The sequence below is a fragment of the Pacificibacter sp. AS14 genome, assembly GCF_038899935.1.
Lineage (GTDB): Bacteria > Pseudomonadota > Alphaproteobacteria > Rhodobacterales > Rhodobacteraceae > Celeribacter.
Map to the genome: position 1 here is coordinate 268096 of NZ_JBBMQI010000002.1, position 16966 is coordinate 285061.

19 protein-coding genes and 1 tRNA gene are annotated in these 16966 nt (G+C 53.0%); 10 read left to right on the forward strand and 10 right to left on the reverse strand.

The window, feature by feature from the left end:
* The first annotated feature begins 1 nt into the window (after position 1).
* From ugpC to WNY38_RS04140, 4 genes are all read left to right on the forward strand, one after another.
* On the forward strand, positions 2-1087 hold the full coding sequence (gene ugpC / locus WNY38_RS04125) for a sn-glycerol-3-phosphate ABC transporter ATP-binding protein UgpC (RefSeq protein ID WP_342856060.1): 1086 nt from the start codon (positions 2-4) through the stop codon (positions 1085-1087).
* A gap of 16 nt (positions 1088-1103) precedes the next feature.
* Positions 1104-2264, forward strand: coding sequence for a Gfo/Idh/MocA family oxidoreductase (locus WNY38_RS04130; RefSeq protein WP_342856061.1), 1161 nt, complete (start codon positions 1104-1106; stop codon positions 2262-2264).
* Positions 2265-2361: 97 nt separating this feature from the next.
* Positions 2362-2601, forward strand: a complete 240-nt coding sequence (locus WNY38_RS04135; protein WP_342856089.1) for a toprim domain-containing protein — start codon at positions 2362-2364, stop codon at positions 2599-2601.
* Positions 2598-3137 carry a siderophore-interacting protein gene (locus WNY38_RS04140; protein WP_342856062.1) on the forward strand — a complete coding sequence of 180 codons (540 nt, stop codon included), beginning with the start codon at positions 2598-2600 and terminating at the stop codon, positions 3135-3137. Before WNY38_RS04135 ends, WNY38_RS04140 begins: the two co-directional genes overlap by 4 nt.
* 11 nt (positions 3138-3148) lie before the next feature.
* Here the strand turns inward: WNY38_RS04140 and WNY38_RS04145 are convergent, their stop codons facing one another.
* From WNY38_RS04145 to WNY38_RS04155, 3 genes are read right to left on the reverse strand one after another with little or no spacing between them, the layout of a single operon-like run.
* Entirely contained in the window at positions 3149-3565 is a 417-nt protein-coding gene (locus WNY38_RS04145; protein ID WP_342856063.1) for a biopolymer transporter ExbD, read from the reverse strand.
* On the reverse strand, positions 3565-3939 hold the full coding sequence (locus WNY38_RS04150; protein WP_342856064.1) for a biopolymer transporter ExbD: 375 nt from the start codon (positions 3937-3939) through the stop codon (positions 3565-3567). The genes WNY38_RS04145 and WNY38_RS04150 overlap by 1 nt, the downstream gene beginning before the upstream one ends.
* A gap of 12 nt (positions 3940-3951) precedes the next feature.
* Positions 3952-4647: a MotA/TolQ/ExbB proton channel family protein gene (locus WNY38_RS04155; RefSeq protein WP_342856065.1), complete on the reverse strand. Its 696-nt coding sequence runs from the start codon at positions 4645-4647 to the stop codon at positions 3952-3954.
* Positions 4648-5077: 430 nt separating this feature from the next.
* Between WNY38_RS04155 and WNY38_RS04160 the strand changes: the two genes are divergently transcribed.
* The 5 genes from WNY38_RS04160 (at position 5078) to WNY38_RS04180 (ending at position 10747) form a co-directional block, all read left to right on the forward strand.
* Positions 5078-5992 carry a siderophore ABC transporter substrate-binding protein gene (locus WNY38_RS04160; protein ID WP_342856066.1) on the forward strand — a complete coding sequence of 305 codons (915 nt, stop codon included), beginning with the start codon at positions 5078-5080 and terminating at the stop codon, positions 5990-5992.
* A gap of 22 nt (positions 5993-6014) precedes the next feature.
* Complete coding sequence (locus tag WNY38_RS04165) at positions 6015-6944, forward strand: iron chelate uptake ABC transporter family permease subunit (protein ID WP_342856090.1); 930 nt, start codon at positions 6015-6017, stop codon at positions 6942-6944.
* Positions 6937-7881, forward strand: coding sequence for an iron chelate uptake ABC transporter family permease subunit (locus WNY38_RS04170; RefSeq protein WP_342856068.1), 945 nt, complete (start codon positions 6937-6939; stop codon positions 7879-7881). The genes WNY38_RS04165 and WNY38_RS04170 overlap by 8 nt, the downstream gene beginning before the upstream one ends.
* Positions 7878-8642 carry an ATP-binding cassette domain-containing protein gene (locus tag WNY38_RS04175; protein ID WP_342856069.1) on the forward strand — a complete coding sequence of 255 codons (765 nt, stop codon included), beginning with the start codon at positions 7878-7880 and terminating at the stop codon, positions 8640-8642. Before WNY38_RS04170 ends, WNY38_RS04175 begins: the two co-directional genes overlap by 4 nt.
* Before the next feature lie 143 nt (positions 8643-8785).
* Positions 8786-10747 (forward strand): TonB-dependent receptor, encoded by a 1962-nt coding sequence (locus tag WNY38_RS04180; RefSeq protein WP_342856070.1) that lies wholly within the window; start codon positions 8786-8788, stop codon positions 10745-10747.
* A 16-nt stretch (positions 10748-10763) separates the two neighbouring features.
* Here WNY38_RS04180 and WNY38_RS04185 read toward each other — a convergent pair whose 3' ends face one another.
* Positions 10764-11258, reverse strand: a complete 495-nt coding sequence (locus WNY38_RS04185; protein ID WP_342856071.1) for a MarR family winged helix-turn-helix transcriptional regulator — start codon at positions 11256-11258, stop codon at positions 10764-10766.
* A 224-nt stretch (positions 11259-11482) separates the two neighbouring features.
* Between WNY38_RS04185 and WNY38_RS04190 the strand changes: the two genes are divergently transcribed.
* Positions 11483-12151, forward strand: a complete 669-nt coding sequence (locus WNY38_RS04190; protein ID WP_342856072.1) for a TonB family protein — start codon at positions 11483-11485, stop codon at positions 12149-12151.
* A gap of 322 nt (positions 12152-12473) precedes the next feature.
* Here WNY38_RS04190 and WNY38_RS04195 read toward each other — a convergent pair whose 3' ends face one another.
* The 6 genes from WNY38_RS04195 to WNY38_RS04220 all read right to left on the reverse strand — a co-directional run bounded on the left by WNY38_RS04195 (position 12474) and on the right by WNY38_RS04220 (position 16850).
* Positions 12474-12917 carry a hypothetical protein gene (locus tag WNY38_RS04195; protein WP_342856073.1) on the reverse strand — a complete coding sequence of 148 codons (444 nt, stop codon included), beginning with the start codon at positions 12915-12917 and terminating at the stop codon, positions 12474-12476.
* Between the two features lie 438 nt (positions 12918-13355).
* Positions 13356-13574 (reverse strand): MerR family transcriptional regulator, encoded by a 219-nt coding sequence (locus WNY38_RS04200; RefSeq protein ID WP_342856074.1) that lies wholly within the window; start codon positions 13572-13574, stop codon positions 13356-13358.
* 38 nt (positions 13575-13612) lie between these two features.
* Positions 13613-14308, reverse strand: coding sequence for a hypothetical protein (locus WNY38_RS04205; protein ID WP_342856075.1), 696 nt, complete (start codon positions 14306-14308; stop codon positions 13613-13615).
* Positions 14309-14627: 319 nt separating this feature from the next.
* Positions 14628-15494 (reverse strand): integrase arm-type DNA-binding domain-containing protein, encoded by an 867-nt coding sequence (locus tag WNY38_RS04210; protein ID WP_342856076.1) that lies wholly within the window; start codon positions 15492-15494, stop codon positions 14628-14630.
* Positions 15495-15643: 149 nt separating this feature from the next.
* Positions 15644-15733, reverse strand: a tRNA-Ser gene (locus WNY38_RS04215).
* A 106-nt stretch (positions 15734-15839) separates the two neighbouring features.
* The gene (locus WNY38_RS04220; protein WP_342856077.1) at positions 15840-16850 is read right to left on the reverse strand and encodes an NAD-dependent epimerase/dehydratase family protein; all 1011 of its coding nucleotides are present in this window, start codon (positions 16848-16850) and stop codon (positions 15840-15842) included.
* Positions 16851-16966 lie beyond the last annotated feature (116 nt).

Sequence of the window (16966 nt, forward strand, 5' to 3'; positions counted from 1 at the left end):
TATGTCCGGTCTGACACTCAATTCAATCTGTAAATCATATGGTACGACAGAAGTTCTCAAGAATATTTCATTGGAAATTGAGGATGGCGAGTTCGTTGTCTTTGTGGGCCCATCCGGCTGTGGCAAAAGTACACTCTTGAAGCTGATTGCCGGTTTAGAGGATATTTCTGACGGCACGCTGCATATTGGTGGGCGCGACGTCACCGGTCTTGAGCCGGTGGAGCGCGGCATCGCGATGGTCTTCCAGTCCTACGCTCTCTACCCGCACCTCAGCGTTTATGAGAATATCGCTTTCCCATTACGCCTACAGAAGAAGTCCAAAGAGGAAATCGAGAAGGCCGTGGCCAATGCGGCTCGCATCCTCGATCTCGGCAAGCGGCTGCAGTATAAACCCGGCACGCTGTCGGGCGGTCAACGCCAGCGCGTTGCTATCGGTCGTGCAATCGTCCGAAACCCAGAAGTCTTCCTCTTAGATGAGCCCTTGTCCAATCTAGACGCTTCTTTGCGTGGCCAGATGCGCGTGGAGCTTTCGGAGCTGCACAAGGACCTCAAGACCACAATGATCTACGTGACACATGACCAAGTGGAAGCGATGACCATGGCGGATCGGATCGTTGTGCTGCGTGATGGGGTTGTGGAGCAGTTCGGTTCTCCAATGGACCTCTATCATTACCCGAACTCAAAGTTTGTCGCAGGCTTCATAGGACAGCCCGGCATGAATTTTATCCCGGTCGATGTCACGGCTGTCGGGAAACATATTGCCATTGAGACTGCGAGCGGAACACAATCGATCATTCCGGTGCGGCCCGAAGGTGTCAACATCAACGACAAGCTCGAACTCGGTGTGAGACCGGAATTTTTTGAGCTTTGCGAGCCAGGAAACGGACTAGAGGCAGATGTCCGGCTGGTTGAACGCCTCGGTGGCAATTCCTTGATCCACGCGAACCTCAAGGACGGCACGCGGGTGATCGCATCATTCGACGGATTACGGGATCTTCCTGACACAGGATGCATTTGGCTGAAATACGACGTCGCACACGCCCACCTCTTTACGAAGAGCGGCAAGGCCCTGTGCAAAATCTCTTAATAGGACAAGAAGAACAATGAAAGTAGCTGTTTCCGGCGTTGGTCTGCGATCAATAAAAGTGCTCAAATACATGAAAAAAGCGATGCCCGAGATTGAGTATGTCGGGTACTTCGATCCGCAACCGTGTTTGCACAGCGAGCTTGAGAGTGATCGCGACATTCCGCAGTTCGATTCAATTGAAACGATGTTGGCAGAGTCGAAACCGGATCTGTTCTTTGTCGGATCACCTAATCATGTCCACCTCGATCAGATCCGAATGGGTCTAGATGCTGGTGTGCGGGTGTTTGCGGAGAAGCCTGTCGTTTCAACGCTTGAGCAAACTTGGAAAATTGCTGAGCTGCTCAAGGAATACGGGTCTGATCAGATCCTCGTGGGCCTTGTGTTGCGATATGCACCTCAAATGGTGGATTTGCGCAAAGCACTTGAGGCTGGACAACTCGGCGATGTGGTTTCTCTCGAAGCCAACGAGCATATCGAGCCCGCTCATGGAGCATTCTTTATGCGAGATTGGCGCCGTTTTGTTCACTATTCCGGTGGCTTCATGGTGGAAAAATGCGTTCACGATCTGGATCTTTACAACATGATTACCCGTTCGCGCCCCCGCAAGGTCGCGAGCTTTGGGGGACGACGTTCTTTCCTCTGTGAGAACGCGCCCGCCAACAATTCGGATATGGAAATTCTTCATTTAAAAAAGTCGCGTTGGGAAAGTAACGACGACCCATTCAATGCTGAAGCTGATATCATCGATCACCAAACGGCCCTGATTTCCTATGAGAATGGCGTCTCGATGACATTCCATACAAACCTCAACATCCCTGATCAGCACCGCCGTTTTCTCGTCGCGGGCACCAAAGGCACGGCTGAAGGTGATTTCCAGCGGGGTGTCATGCGCGTGACAGCATCCCCATCCGGCAAATGCCTGCTTGATAAGGATTATTCCAAGGGCCCTGATGGCCTGACAGACCACTACGGTGCCGACGCGAAAATGGGCCGAGACCTTGCGGCCTATTTGCGAAAAGAAACGGACCATCTGCCCGTTTCGGTTGTTGACGCGCTGGAAGCAGGGATTTGCGCGATGGCCCTCGATCAGGCACGAGAATCTGGGGATATGCTGGATCTCACTGAACTATGGCAGCGGTTTGACAGCTATAAGCTGCGGTCATCGGCCGTCACTTAAGAGGTCGCGCATTCCGGGGTGCCCGGCCGCCTACATCGCGGCATTCGCACTGGACCTGTCGCAGTTTGATGCCGCTCCTTTGATAGCATTGGCGTTGTTGCAGGGAGCTACGCTCTGGGCGGCACTTTCCACGTCAGGAATGCAGGCGCTATCCCTGCCAGCACAACCGCACGACATGATTATTGCATCCGACAGTGACGACAAAGGCGCTGGGCTTAGGGCTGCGCAGGCATTGGCACAAAGAGCAAGCGCATTGGGCTGGGCTGTATCTCTACTCCCAGCCCCGCAAGGACAAGATTGGAATGATTATTTAAACATGAAAGGCGGTGCAGCATGAACGCAATCACCCCAACACCATATAATGCCGAAGGCCCGCAACCTCTTTTGCGGAGCACCCCTGCAGGCGCAGCATATCCCACAAGCGCACTAGGGCCACTTAGGGCTGGCACAGTCAAACTCCAGAGCTTCTTTGCCGACGCATATGTTTTGGCGGCGGATATGTCGGCGCTTGCCGTGGTCGCCGCCACGCTTGAAGCCATGCCGCGAGACGCTAAAGGACTGGCATTTATTGAAATCACCTCGCCTGAAGATCAACAAGTAATCGATGCACCTGTTGGCGTGACGATCGACTGGATCATCCAGCCATCACCACATCAACCGTCGGTGCAGAGTGTCGAAAAAATAAAAGCTCTTCCCGACTTTCTAGGATCCGTGCAGACTTGCATTGCCGGTGAAAGTGCTATGATCAAGACCCTTCGAGAAGAGTTGGTCAATCGCCGCAGGTTGCCAAAATCGGACATGTATATTTCCGGATATTGGAAAATTGGCCTCAAAGAAGATGAACACCAAAAGGCAAAGAACAAGGCCGCCTGAAGGTAGGCCCCTTAGTCCAAGGCCGTGATGAGCTGAACAGCTGTAAACCCAGCACTGCCGAGCTTGGGCAACAGCGCCGCAATTGTCTCAGCTGACACGTCCCCATCTGCACGGAGCAACACGGGCGGCGTCGCGCTGGCACAGCTTTCGACTTTACAGTGGCGATCTAATGCGTGCTGAAGTGTAAGTAGTGCGGTGTCTTCGCCTTCGATGTCCTGAAATGCAATCAACCCATCTGCGTTGACATATAAGATGAGGTCTCCATCGGCCTGGCTGTCCGAAACCGCAGAAGGTGGCGCCACCGGAAAAGGTTCAGGTGGCGCGATTTGCGCTGTCATCAGAAAAAAGATCAACAGCAAGAAGACAACATTGATCATTGGCACTATTGATTCAGGGGGTGTGCGCCGCTCGGGGTCAATAAACTGCATCACTTGACCAAAACAACGCGAGAAAATCCCGCGTCTCCCAATAAGCCCATGACGGTCACAACCCGCTGCAATGAAGCTGCTTCGCGCGGCCGGATGATGACAATGTCATCAGCCGTATCAATGAGCCCCTTGAGCGCTGTTATCATCCCGTCCTCGGACACAGAGATGCCGTTGACCGACAGCGTTTCTGGCCGAACATCGACCAAACGAGGCGGACCAGAGTATCCCGTGCCAGCGCCTGAAATCTGCATTGGGATATGCATGTCCGCTCCAAACCTTGAGGCGAGCATGAAAAACACCAGCAACAAAAACACAACATCGATCATGGGCGTCAGGCTCGGTTTGCGTGCTTTTCGGGGTTGCGAAAAATCCATGCACTTAGCCCCTTACTCGGTCTTGGTTGCGGCTTGGTGTGACTGCTTCGGTGACGTTGGGCGCAAAAATATAATCGTCGCAGCGCTCTCCATCTGAAGGCGAAGGCGGTCAATAATACTTTCAAACCAAGTCAATGCCATTGAGGCCGGAATGGCGACCGCCATGCCAGCTGCAGTGGTCAATAAAGCTTCCCATATTCCGCCTGCAAGATCCGCCGGATCAGCGCGAGATCCCGCCTCCTGTAAGGCCTGAAATGCAGCTATCATACCAAGAACCGTTCCAAGTAGTCCCAACAGTGGCGCGATGGTCGCGATCAATTCAAGTGGGCGAAGACCCGATTTTGCGCGCGCCAGCTGCTCGCGGGCCACTCGCCCAGTTTCAGCTTGTGCTGCGGCGTGATCAAGACTGTCATCTAGGCGAGCTTCCATCGCGGCTCGGATCAGGACTGCGCGGATTGTCTTGCGGCTTGCCAGCGTTTGTGCGGCTTGGATCTCTTGACCTTGCGACCAAAGAGCGACAGCACGATTGACGCGGCCCCCACCGGACCACGCACCAAGGACGATCAGCCGATACGTCTTCCAGAGTATCAAGCTCACAGTGATCACAGATAACCCTGCAATGGCCCAAATCGAGGGACCGCCATTGGCCAAAAAGCCAACTGCGCCAGACCATGATTGGTCCCAGAAGGCGTGAAGTGCGGCTAACATGGCTGGCCTCCAACAGACAGATAAGTCAACATTGCGAGGTCTATCGGGGCGGCAAGTGGCCGATCCGGATCACAGGCCCCGAGAGATGAACGCTGGGGAGCGCCACCACACGATAAAAAATTAGAATGACATGCCATGCTCGAGCCCCTTTGCCTGCTGCAGCGTATCTATTGCTGCGCTGTGATATCCCCGACACATGTCAGAGCAAAATTTGGCTGGCCGAGAAATCTGGCGGGCTGTGCCTCAGACGAGGTGAGTACGAGCTAGGGTATCCTATGTAAACTGTCAAGATTGAGAAGGAGAGATGAAAATATATCCTTACTATTTAAGTCAGATTATGCTTTACGACTCGCTTATGACGAAATATATCCGATCAAAATGATGCAAGCCTCTCGCCAGCCCTCATACGCAAATCCTCAGAGGGCCCCTTATGTCTATTGCATTCAAATTAACTGCACTTGTCGCCGCAGTATCATTGTCATCACCCGCTTTTTCCGACACCCCCATCGCAACTTACGCTGGCGATGTATCTGTCGCGACGTCGCCTGCATCTATTGCGGTTCTAGATATGGCTGCTGTGGACACGCTAGATGCGCTGGGTGTTGACATCGCAGGGATCTCAACGCCCCATTATGTCGACTACCTCGATCATGTTGCTGACAATGCCGTTTCTGTGGGATCTTTGTTTGAACCAGACTTTGAAGGCCTCGCAAACCTAGGAGTTGATTTGATCATTGCTGGCGGCAGATCTTCGCGCCAAGTTGAGCCTCTCTCCAAGATCGCACCCACGATTGATATGACGATTTGGGCGGACGAAAACTCAACTCTCATGGAGCAATCCCTATCCCGTCTGGCCGCCTTTGGCACATTGACCGGCACCGAAGACACGGCCATGCATCTTGCCAATGAGTTTCGTACCAAAGCAGCCGCAGCCAAAGCCGCCGCCGCGAATAAAGGGAACGGCCTGATCGTGATGACCAACGGCCCAAAGGTTTCCGCCTATGGCGCGGGGTCTCGTTTCGGCTGGATTCACGACGTTCTCGATTTGCCTGAAGCCGTCGAGGGTGTTGATGAGCAAACCCACGGTGAAGCGATTTCGTTTGAGTTCATCGCGAAAGCAAATCCTGACTGGTTGATCGTGATCGATCGCGCAGCGGCCATCGGTCAAGACGGCGACGCCGCATCCGTGACATTGGACAACGCATTGGTTGCGGGCACCACAGCATGGCAAAATGGGAACGTTATCTACCTGAATTCCGCAAATGTTTACATCGCAGGCGGTGGATATCAGTCGATGATGCATACGTTTGATACCTTCATCACAGGTTTCGGCGGCGGTGCATAAGACACGCCCTTATGCTTGGACTATCGCAACGTTGCTCATCCTATCTGGGGTGAGCATTTTCGTTGGCGTAGGAGACATGACATTTTCTGGCCTTTGGTTGAATCCAAGTGAAATGCAGCTCCTATTGATAAGCCGCGGCCCTCGCACTTTTGCGGCTCTTTTGAGCGGCGCCAGCATAGCCGTATCAGGGGTCATTATGCAGCTTTTGGTGCGCAATAAGTTTGTTGAACCGGGCACGACCGGCACGACAGAATCTGCGATGCTGGGATTACTCTTGGTCACTGTATTCGCACCACAGTGGCCCATTTTTGCCAAGATGGCGGTCGCCGCCCTCACGGCACTATTGGGAGTCTTAGGCTTCGTTTTCTTGGTGCGTAAATTACCTCCCCAACGCCCGCTAATGATCCCTATTGTTGGCTTGATTTACGGCGGGATTCTTGGCGCGGGGGCAACCTTCATCGCCTATCAGGCCGATCTCATTCAGTATATTGGCGTTTGGATGAGCGGTGAATTCTCAGGCGTTTTGGCAGGCCGATATGAACTGCTTTGGTTGGCCGGCGGACTAACCTTGCTCGCTTATTTCTCTGCAGATCAATTCACCGTAGCAGGGCTTGGACGCGATACAAGCCGCGCGCTCGGCCTGCGGTATGGCTATGTGCTTGCCCTCGGTGTTTCGACGGTTGCCTTGGTGTCAGCGCTGGTTGTTGTGACCGTCGGAATGCTGCCATTTGTCGGGTTGGTTGTGCCCAACATTGTCTCACGGATCATGGGGGACAACCTACGTCAAAGCCTGCCAGTTGTGGCGGGGCTTGGGGCTGGTTGCGTTCTGCTATCCGACATTATCGGACGCGTTGCGCGCTTTCCATATGAAATCCCAGCGGGCACGGTTTTCGGCATCTTGGGCGCAGCTGTGTTTTTGTGGCTCTTGCTAGGGCGGCGGTCACATGTTTGATAAACGGCTCATCGTTCTTTTCATCTGCCTTGCTTTGGCCTCTGGCGTGTTTCTAACATGGGGATTAACAGGGCGTATCTGGTTCATTCTAGAGCTTCGTAGCGTCAAATTAGTGGCCCTGATATCAGTTGGCATCTCGATAGGTTTGGCGACTGTTCTCTTCCAAACGCTCTCGGGAAATCGCATTTTGACCCCCTCGATCATGGGGTTTGATGCCTTGTTTTTGTTGGTGCAAACCAGTTTCGTTTTTAGTTTAGGCGGGGTTGGGTACGCTGGGCTTTCCGATCTCACTTTGTTTGCTGCAAATACTTTGGTGATGGTCGTCGCAGCAGTTGCTCTGTTTGGAATGATCCTGCGACGCAGTCGAAAAGATATCCACTTGATGATCCTTGTTGGGGTCGTGTTCGGACTGATGTTCCGAGCAATTTCAGCCTTTCTCCAACGGATGATCAACCCATCTGAATTCTCCTATATCCAAGGCGCAATGTTCGCTCAATTTAGCGCGATCAACGGCATTGAATTGATCGCGTCCGTCGTGGTCCTTGTCATGATCGGCATTTGGCTGGCGCGCCACTGTGCCGTTCTGGATGTTGTTGCCCTTGGCCGTGATACGGCACGTGGATTGGGTATCAATTACGACCGGTTCCAATTCACCACATTGTGCGTCATCGCTGCGCTGGTATCGGTGTCGACCGCTCTCGTTGGGCCGATCACCTTTCTAGGTTTATTGGTTTCGACCCTCGCGCACAGTTTGATGAAAAGCCACCGACATGCGTTAATCTTACCCGCAGCCGCTCTCATTTCAGCTCTGGTTTTGGTTGTTGGGCAGACCTATTTCGAACGCATCATGCGCCTTCAATCAACCCTTTCGGTGGCCATCGAATTTGGTGGTGGGTTGCTATTCCTTATTCTTCTGGCACGAGGAAAAACCCTATGATCTCTATTGAGCATGTCAGTTATAAAATTGGCGATACGCCTATTATTTCGGATGTTACCACGGCTTTACCTAAGGGTAAGGTCACCGCATTGATCGGGCCAAATGGCGCTGGAAAATCATCCCTTTTGAACATCATTGCGCGGCAAGCCACTGCGACGACGGGCACCGTTGAGATTGATGGACTTGATGTCACACAAACCGACCCCCGTATTTTGGCACACAAAATGGCCATCGTTAGCCAACACGTCGGCGTTGCCAGCCGCTTGCGCGTGCGAGATCTGATCGGGTTTGGCCGCTGGCCGCACAACCACGGTCGTCCCACACAGATAGACGTGGATAAAATAGACGAAGCGCTAAGCCAATTTGATCTTGAACCTCTTGCTCACCGGTTTGTCGATGAGCTGTCAGGAGGGCAACGGCAACGTGCTTTTGTGGCGATGGGATTTGTTCAGGACACGGATTGGGTCCTGTTGGACGAGCCGCTCAACAACTTAGACTTGCGTCACGCACGCGCATTGATGGCGCATTTAAAACAAATGTCCGCCCAACATGGGAAAAGCATCGTCATCGTGTTGCACGATCTCAATTTCGCAATGTCTTGGGCAGACCACATCGTCGCTTTGAAAAATGGACAGGTCGCGTTTTCAGGCCCAACACGAGACGTGGCACACGCCTCATCGTTGTCGGATCTTTACAACACCGATGTCCAAATACACGCTCAAGGAGAACAGTTTTTTGTTGCGCATCACGGCCCGCTCTAAATGTGTTGCATTTACGTGATATGCGTAAAAAATTAATGACATGCACTTGCATGCAAAGGTCCGCACGCCTACTAAAACCTCGCCTGACAGGCAAGCCAGAGGCACCACTCCAGCAAAATTCAATCTATTTGGAAGGGTGTATCATGGCATACAAATCCAATTCTGCTGCGCGTTTGCTGTGCAGCACGGCTCTATCAATCTGTGCGGCGACGACTGCGTTCGCGCAAAACGTTGTGTCCCTTGACCCAATTGAGGTGCAGCGCGCCGATCCATTGGGCGATGCTGCGGATCACGCAGCATCCGTTTATGTGTCTGAAGCTGAACTTGAGCGCGCAGCTATGGGTGACTTGAAAGATCTCTTCGCAGGCCTTTCTTCTGTTTCAGTTGGTGGCGGTATCCCTATTGCACAAAAGATTTTCGTTAACGGCGTCGATATGCTAAACCTTGCTGTGACGGTCGACGGTGTGTCTCAAAATAACCGCGTATTCCACCACGCAAGCTCAAACGCTTTTGATCCTGGCTTGATGAAGTCAGTGCGTGTTGATCCTGGTGTTGCAGCTGCTGATGCTGGGCCAAATGCGGTGGCCGGCGCTGTTGTTATGGAAACTGTGGACGTTGCCGATATCCTTGAAGATGGAGACAATTTCGGTGGTAACACCCGCATAAGCTTTAGCGATAATGGCGGCACGGCGACAATCGCGACCACCGTTGCTGCGCGCAAAGATGGCTATGAGGCGCTCGGGTATTTCAAACGCGCATCTGGCGATAACTACACAGACGGCAGCGGCGCAGAAGAGCTTGGGACAGAAACCGATCTTCAAAGTGCCCTGGTGAAACTCGCGCATGAATCCGATGCGGGCCACCGCGTAGAGTTCTCCGCGCAAAAAGCAAGCGATTCTGGGTTGCGCAACCCGAAAGCAAACTTCGGTTACACGGGCAGTGACTTAATTCAGTACGACACCACACGTACAACGATCGCCTTGCAGTATGAAAATACCAATGGCGGCGGCATGTGGGATCCTTCTGCATCCATCGGCTTTTCTGAAAACACGGTTGATGCGCCCAATTACGAAGACAGCCAAGGGACAACCCGCACGCTCAATGCAAAAGTGCAAAACGTATTCCACTTCTCTGATGTCAGCACTTTGACTGTTGGAGCGGACTTCATCAACCAAACCAGCAACTACAAAGATGGCACCACTTTTGAAGCTGAAGAAGAAAAAACCAACTTTGGTCTCTTCGTACAAGCCCGTGTTGAACCAACTGAGCGTTTGAAATTATCCGGTGGCCTGCGCGCTGATTGGCAAGATTTCTCTGGCGCGTATGATGACTACGAAGACAGCGTCTCAGGTCTCAGCAGCAACGCATCTGCCGTGTATGAAGTGGCCCCGGGTCTGACTGTGAACGCTGGCTATTCAAACGTCTTTGGCGGTATTCAACTTGCAGATAACTACGACCTTTGGGACCGCGCTGCCTACAGCCCAACCTATGACTGGGACTACAGCGGTTTGGAAACGGCGCGGTCTGAAAACTTCATTCTGGGGGCTGATTACGCCGCAGGTGATTGGACGCTAGGTGCAGAATTGTTCAAAACTCAGATCACAGACGCACGGAGCGATGATGGTAACATCGACTTTGAAACGCGTGGCTTCAACCTCAGCAGCACATACGATTGGGGCAGTGGTTTCGCGCGCGCTTCCTTCACGCGCTCTGAAGGCCTGATTGATGGCGAACTGGTTGCGAGCTACTACTTGCTCGACTACGGCATGCCGTTGGGCGACATTATTGCTTTGGAAGTTCAACAAGAACTGCCAAACGCAAATCTGCTTATCGGTGGTAGCATCGATGCAGCGCTCGCTTACGACACGGGCGTCGCTTACACAGTTGAAGCACCGGCCTATACAGTTGTGAACGTCTTTGCGGAATACACACCGCCAACAAGCCTCGTTAACATGACAATCCGTGCTGAAATCAACAATCTGTTTGATGTAGATTATGCAGACCGCGCCACTTACGGCAGCGATTATGGCGATCTCTACTCTAGCCTCACGACACTTGATGAGCCAGGTCGTACGATCTCAGTCATCGCAACGATTGAATTCTAAGCTTATGCCCCGCGGTTCACTCTTCCGGTCCATCGCGGGGCAACATCCGCAGCATCATATATGCCAACTCATACGCTTCATCGCAGCTCATCAAAGGCGACAGTTCAGTCTGCATCGCCTCCATATAGGCGGGCCAAATACGGTCATGCAAACCACGACCTTTGTCCGTCACAAACAACACTTGCCTGCGCCGGCCGTCCGACAGGTAGGCACGGCGAATATATCCCGCCTTTTCAATCCTCGTGATGTGGCGCGACAGAGCATACTGCGTTACGAACAGTTTTGTCTCAAGTTCAACCATAAGATGGCCTTGCTCTCCAGCCTCCTCGACATGAAGCAAAACTTCATACCAAATCGGATCAGATATGCCCTGATCACGCAGCACTTTGGCGATCTGCGGCTGCAGTTTTCGGTGAGCTCGCATCAGGAAAAACCATACGCGGTTGTAGCCAATCCTTGGATCGCTATCGCCAAAGAACTGTTTGTAGTCAACTTTTTCTGGTTTAGTCATTGTGCTGCCTGCGTTGATTACATGTTCTATACCCGCTTAGAAGACCAACTGCCAACACGCCTTTCCATGGGGCTATCACAATGAAATGGGCGGCCGAAGCAATTGTATTTGGAGCCGCCGCGGTCGGATTGCATCTTGTGGCGTTCGTCTCTACGGAGCAAAGCGCAAGCTCCGGCGGAACTCAAGGGACCAGCGCCGTCACCCTTGTCGGAGCCTCCCAGAGCTTGAGCACGCTTGTAGACACATGGGATGCACCGCCGATGACGTCTATCGCACCGCTTGGCTTGAAGTTACCGCCGTTACCAGATGCAATCCCTTTGCCAATACAGACGACCAACTTCTCACAAACCATTCCGCAGACCATGCAAGCGCCTATAGCTCTTGAGGCCCCAACACCGCCGTCGCCGCCTACGCCTGCTGCACCCAAAGTCGTCGAAAAACCAACCCCTAAGCCATTGCAAAAGCCAGAAGTAAAACCCGCTGCGCAACAAGCCCAGCCTCAGCCCAACCCCAGTTCTGGACAAAGAGAACAACGTGCTACCGGCACCGGTGGAGGAACGGGAGCCGCGCAATCGACTGCTGCGGCGCCCGCTGCGACATCAGGGAAGTCCAAACGCCTTGAAGCCGCATGGCAAGCAAAAATCAACGCGCGCGTTCATAGCCGAATGCGGTATCCACGCGGCACGGATAAAGCGGCAACCGTCGTCGTCCGCATTTCACTCGCAACGACCGGTCATCTTAAATCTGTCTCTGTCGTGAAATCATCAGGCGTTGCTGTGATCGATGCCGCCGCCCTTGAAGCCGTCAAACGATCTGGCCGTTTTCCTCGTGTTCCCAAAGGTGTCTCACGGCCCACATTGGACTATAATTTAACTCTGAAATTTACACCATAGGCCGTCAATATCCACAATACGCCACCTTGATGATTCGCACCGTGTTAGGCTTTTAAAAGTCGAATTTCGCACCTAGATCTCGGCGCATTCGTTAGGGTGTTGGGCAGATTGAAGTCGAAAATCGTTTAATACGCCAAAGGCTAGGTGAATAGCCTCTAGTTCTATAAACGACTGCCGTGTTCATTTTCTTTTGTGCTGTTCTATAATCAACTGGCAACAATATGACATTGTTGGTGTGCTTACGGTTTGGGTTGTCGAGCATTTCAATGCAGGCGAACACATCCTGCTTCGCCACGCGTGCGGTATGTCCGCTTATCATATCTTAGGTTTCAAAAATGCTGAATGATGCACGAATGTCCGCAATGACGGACTGCAGCGCGGCATTTGAAGTCGAAGCGAAGGTCCGGTTTGGGCCGTTCGCGCCTGCGAGTGAACACACTGGGCAAGCCGCCTGGAGCATAGGGCGTCCATTGGCTGCGCGGATTTTAGTCACGGCTTCTGGACCGGGCTCGACCGATGCTTGGCACGTCCGACACCAAAACTCAGCAGGCAAAAGTTTGCGGCCTTTCAACGACCGTTGATGCTTGTGGAACGCGACAACAACAGCCCCACGGAACACATATGGCTTCTGCGCATCAGAGGGAATCAACCCCTCCTTCACCCAGTTAGAGACCGTGTTGGCGGTAACGCCGTACGCGATCATCAGCTGCTCGACCGAGTAGACGCGATTCTTCTTAAGGAACACGTTTTTGTAGGACTTTGCCATTAGCCCGCACCCAACTTCGTTGCTGAGCGCTTTTTGCGTTCGGCTTTACGCCCCTTTGCTTCAAACAGAACGAGGTCGCTTAGCTTCCAGCGCGATGTGCCCGCGCTCAGCTTGACGGGTGCCGGAAACGTTGGCTCATTGGCCAACCAACGCCAAACTGACGCGCGCGAGACGTCGTAGCGTTTTGCCACTTCGCGATCGGAAAGAAAGCACTCAGCGCAGCTCTCGCACCGAGGTGTTTTTTTCTGACGAGGTACTTGAGCCGATTTTACCGGGTTAGGATCTGATGAGAACAGGTTCAGCTGGCTATGAGGCGAATTTGCGGGCAATGCTAGACCCCCAAATCTTGTAGGTTTCCAAACACAAATTCATCGCGCGGGAAAACCGTCGGGGCGCACATAACCCATGATTGGCTCGAAAGAAGAAATGCGGGGACCATTACTTGCCACCCGCATTGGGGTCGACGCGGTGCGCTTCAACCCACTGATTGAGATCACAACCACGGTAAACGATCTTACGACCCAGACGGTAATAGGCGGGGCCCATCCCTTTGTGGCGCCATTGCGCCAGCTTGTCACGATCACCCAGCAGCTCAAGCTCAGGATCACCCAAGACATAGCTACGATTGTTTTCAAATATGTTCGTCACTGCCAACATCCATTCGGTTGCTTTGGTTTACAACGAATGGATGCCCGCTAATCTACATCAAACGTCAGTCCCCGACTTCCAAATCGGGGACCCCAAAGCTCTGATATATAAAGAAAAGAAATTTGCTCTTCTGGATCGATGTACGGCACTTTGGTGCCCCTCGGGCAATGCTCACTCAAGCAGCGCCGGAACTCCTCAGCTAAATGCAGGACATTCCAACCTTGCTCCGGATTGTCTTCGCAATACTTTAACGCCATGCCCAAATGCACAACGCCGCGGTAAGTTTTCCAAATTTCTCTGATTGTGTCCTTGTCGCGCGCGCCAGTTATCTTATCTCTCTTTGCCTCCGCGCGAACCTGATCAAGAATGCCACCGTCCACCTGAACGCCTTCAAATTTTCCATCCCAAATTGACAGACAAACGATGTATCCGATATGTTCCGCAATGTTGAGTTTCTTCTCGTTCTTGCTATCGTATCGCTTGCCAGTCTCTGAAAGCTCATACGCTGCATCAATTCTCTTGGCCGACGTCGTAGCCACCCACTGAATAAACTCTGAATTCGCCGGGTCAGATTGCCACTTTGGGCCCAGCTGCTGTATGAGCAAATCGACCCCACGGGCCACGACATCATGGGTTACATTCTTGATGGCCCGTTCGCGCAGATCCGACGTTTCTTCGCTCAAGGCAGTCCTAATGAGGTCAATGGAATCCAGGCCAAGTTCGTTTAAGGTGACCTTAATCATCTTGAGCCTCCACAGACTGCCCCGATGCCACAAACCGCGACCACTGATCCATCAGCGCTCTGCGCTTCTCCAGCAAGTCGGACCGAGCGTACGCGCGTTCAACCTCTGATCCCACGCGATGCGAAAGGCTCATCTCGGCAACCTCACGCGGCGCGCTCGCCACCTCAGACGCCCAATCCCGGAATGTCGATCGGAACCCGTGAACTGTAACCCCCTCGACATTCATCCGCCGCAACAACATCAGCATCGACATGTTTGACATCGGCTTATGGCGCTTTTGCCCTTCAAAAACAAAATCCGACTTTAGCTCAAGTAGCGGTTAAATGATCGCCAGCAACTCATCAGTCAACGGCACCCGGTGCACCTCGCCGGTTTTCATCCGCTCTTCAGGGCAGGTCCACAGCCGTTCATCAAAGTCGATTTCCGGCCAGCGCATGCCTAGAACCTCATTGGTGCGCGACCCTGTCAGGCAGGTAAAGCGCAGCGCACGTGCTGACATCGCATTGCGGGATGTCAGATCGGCATAGAACGCAGGCACATCCTGCCACCTCATTGCGAGGTGATGTTTTGGCTTTGCTTTTACTTTCGGAAGGACCTGCGCATCTTTGATCGCCGTCACGGGGTTTTCACCAGATCGCAATCCTTTGGATTTTGCGACGTCGAGAACGATCTTAATCCGTTGAGACAAGCGTCGTGCGGTTTCGTGCTTTTCGGTCCAGATCGGGGACAGGCACATCAGCACCTCGGGCTGGTCAATGCTATCGATCGGCATGCGGCCAATTTTAGGAAAGGCGTAATCACGCAACGTGTTAATCCATTGCTGTCCATGCTTCTGGTTTTTCCAAGTGGGCATGCGGTCAATGTGAACTTGTTGGGCGACTTCCTCGAAAGTTGGCACCTCTTTGTGCGCGTTGAAACGAGGATTGAGACCCTGCTTTGCCATCCGGCGATACTCAAGCGCCCGCTCGCGCGCTTGATTCAGTGTGACGATGTCAGCGCCGCCGAGACCAAAATCAGTGCGTAGAGGCGCGCCCTTCTTATTCTTCTGGCCCTTGACCACAACGCGAACGATCCAACGTCGCGCACCGCTGGGGTCAACAACGAGGTACAGCCCACTGCCATCGCCGTACCGCCCAGCGCGTAGATTCTCGACGAGTTTCTTAGTCAACTTACCAGACAGGGCCATAATACATACCACATTCTCTACCACTCAAGGAGCAAATATAGACGCAATTGGACAAAACTCAAGGAAATCGAAAAAAGAGATTAAATCCATGCAAACAAAAGAAAAAATCCGCTCAAAGCGGCTCTTTCAAATCGTACAAAAAGGTATGATGGCGGAGACGAAGGGATTCGAACCCTCGAGACCCTTCCGGGCCTACTCCCTTAGCAGGGGAGCGCCTTCGACCACTCGGCCACGTCTCCGCTGACCCGTCTAACGGTCCAGCAAAGGGGAGACAAGATCAAAAAAGCTGTGACTTCATATTCTTGTCAAAAAAACTGGACTGCGGATGCGAAATCCTAACAAACACTAAACGTTGTAATAGTCTTTGTACCACTCAACGAACTTCGTCACGCCTTCAGGTACGGCGGTTTTGGGGGTGTAGCCTGTGAGAGATTTCAGCAGGTCCGCGTTGGCCCAAGTGGCAGGGACATCGCCGGCTTGCATCGGCATCAGGTTGCGTTTGGCGGTTTTGCCGGTGGCGGCCTCGATGGCTTCGATAAAGGCGATCAGTTGCACAGCATCTGAGTTGCCGATGTTGACCACGCGGTGCGGTGCAACAGGCGATAGGCTGTCGCCCTCAGCCACGATACCATCTACGGGGCGCACAGGCGGGGTATCGATCAGCAAGCGAATGGCGTGGACGAGATCTTCAACATAGGTGAAATCGCGGCTCATATCGCCGTAGTTGTAGACATCGATTGGCGTGTCTTCGAGAATGGCTTTGGTGAACTTGAACAGCGCCATATCGGGGCGCCCCCAAGGGCCGTAGACGGTAAAGAACCGGAACATGGTGATCGGTAAATCGAACAAATGAGCGTAGGAATGCGCCATATTTTCGGTCGATTTTTTGGTTGCTGCATAGAACGACATCTGGTGGTCGGCTTTGTCGGTTTCGGCATAAGGCATCTGGGTGTTAGCCCCAAAAGCAGACGACGTGGACGCCAGCAACATGTGTTCGGGCGGATAGGCGCGCGCGGCCTCAAGCAGCTCGAACGTGCCGATGATGTTGCTTTCCAAATAGGACCGCGGGTTCTCGATCGAATAGCGCACACCAGCTTGGGCTGCGAGATGGATCACCACGTCGGGTTTTTCGTCAGAAAACAGATCCATCAACAGACCAGGCGTTTCCACCTTATCGATCACAGCGCGGAAATTCTCAGACTGCATCAGCATTGCATGACGCCGCTCTTTGAGCGCCACATCATAATAGTCAGACAGGCAATCGAGGCCGATCACCCGAAAGCCGTCATCGAGCAGGCGGCGACAAACGAAAGAGCCGATAAAACCGGCAGAACCGGTGACAAGTGCTGTGCGCATGATAAGTCCTTGAGAGGTCTTTAAGAGACGATTGAGATATCAATCCGCGCCGAAGAGGTCGCGGGTGAAGATTTTGTCGGGGGCATCGGCGATGTCATCGGTGACGCGGTTGGCGA

Bases quoted from the DNA above. Each gene is read 5' to 3' on its own strand.
- WNY38_RS04170 (WP_342856068.1), top strand. From the start codon at position 6,937: ATGTTTGATAAACGGCTCATCGTTCTTTTCATCTGCCTTGCTTTGGCC.
- WNY38_RS04220 (WP_342856077.1), bottom strand. From the start codon at position 16,850: ATGCGCACAGCACTTGTCACCGGTTCTGCCGGTTTTATCGGCTCTTTC.
- ugpC (WP_342856060.1), top strand. From the start codon at position 2: ATGTCCGGTCTGACACTCAATTCAATCTGTAAATCATATGGTACGACA.
- WNY38_RS04205 (WP_342856075.1), bottom strand. From the start codon at position 14,308: ATGATTAAGGTCACCTTAAACGAACTTGGCCTGGATTCCATTGACCTC.
- WNY38_RS04155 (WP_342856065.1), bottom strand. From the start codon at position 4,647: ATGTTAGCCGCACTTCACGCCTTCTGGGACCAATCATGGTCTGGCGCA.
- WNY38_RS04195 (WP_342856073.1), bottom strand. From the start codon at position 12,917: ATGGCAAAGTCCTACAAAAACGTGTTCCTTAAGAAGAATCGCGTCTAC.
- WNY38_RS04150 (WP_342856064.1), bottom strand. From the start codon at position 3,939: ATGGATTTTTCGCAACCCCGAAAAGCACGCAAACCGAGCCTGACGCCC.
- WNY38_RS04145 (WP_342856063.1), bottom strand. From the start codon at position 3,565: ATGCAGTTTATTGACCCCGAGCGGCGCACACCCCCTGAATCAATAGTG.
- WNY38_RS04180 (WP_342856070.1), top strand. From the start codon at position 8,786: ATGGCATACAAATCCAATTCTGCTGCGCGTTTGCTGTGCAGCACGGCT.
- WNY38_RS04130 (WP_342856061.1), top strand. From the start codon at position 1,104: ATGAAAGTAGCTGTTTCCGGCGTTGGTCTGCGATCAATAAAAGTGCTC.
- WNY38_RS04140 (WP_342856062.1), top strand. From the start codon at position 2,598: ATGAACGCAATCACCCCAACACCATATAATGCCGAAGGCCCGCAACCT.
- WNY38_RS04160 (WP_342856066.1), top strand. From the start codon at position 5,078: ATGTCTATTGCATTCAAATTAACTGCACTTGTCGCCGCAGTATCATTG.
- WNY38_RS04200 (WP_342856074.1), bottom strand. From the start codon at position 13,574: ATGTTGGCAGTGACGAACATATTTGAAAACAATCGTAGCTATGTCTTG.
- WNY38_RS04175 (WP_342856069.1), top strand. From the start codon at position 7,878: ATGATCTCTATTGAGCATGTCAGTTATAAAATTGGCGATACGCCTATT.
- WNY38_RS04185 (WP_342856071.1), bottom strand. From the start codon at position 11,258: ATGACTAAACCAGAAAAAGTTGACTACAAACAGTTCTTTGGCGATAGC.
- WNY38_RS04210 (WP_342856076.1), bottom strand. From the start codon at position 15,494: ATGGCCCTGTCTGGTAAGTTGACTAAGAAACTCGTCGAGAATCTACGC.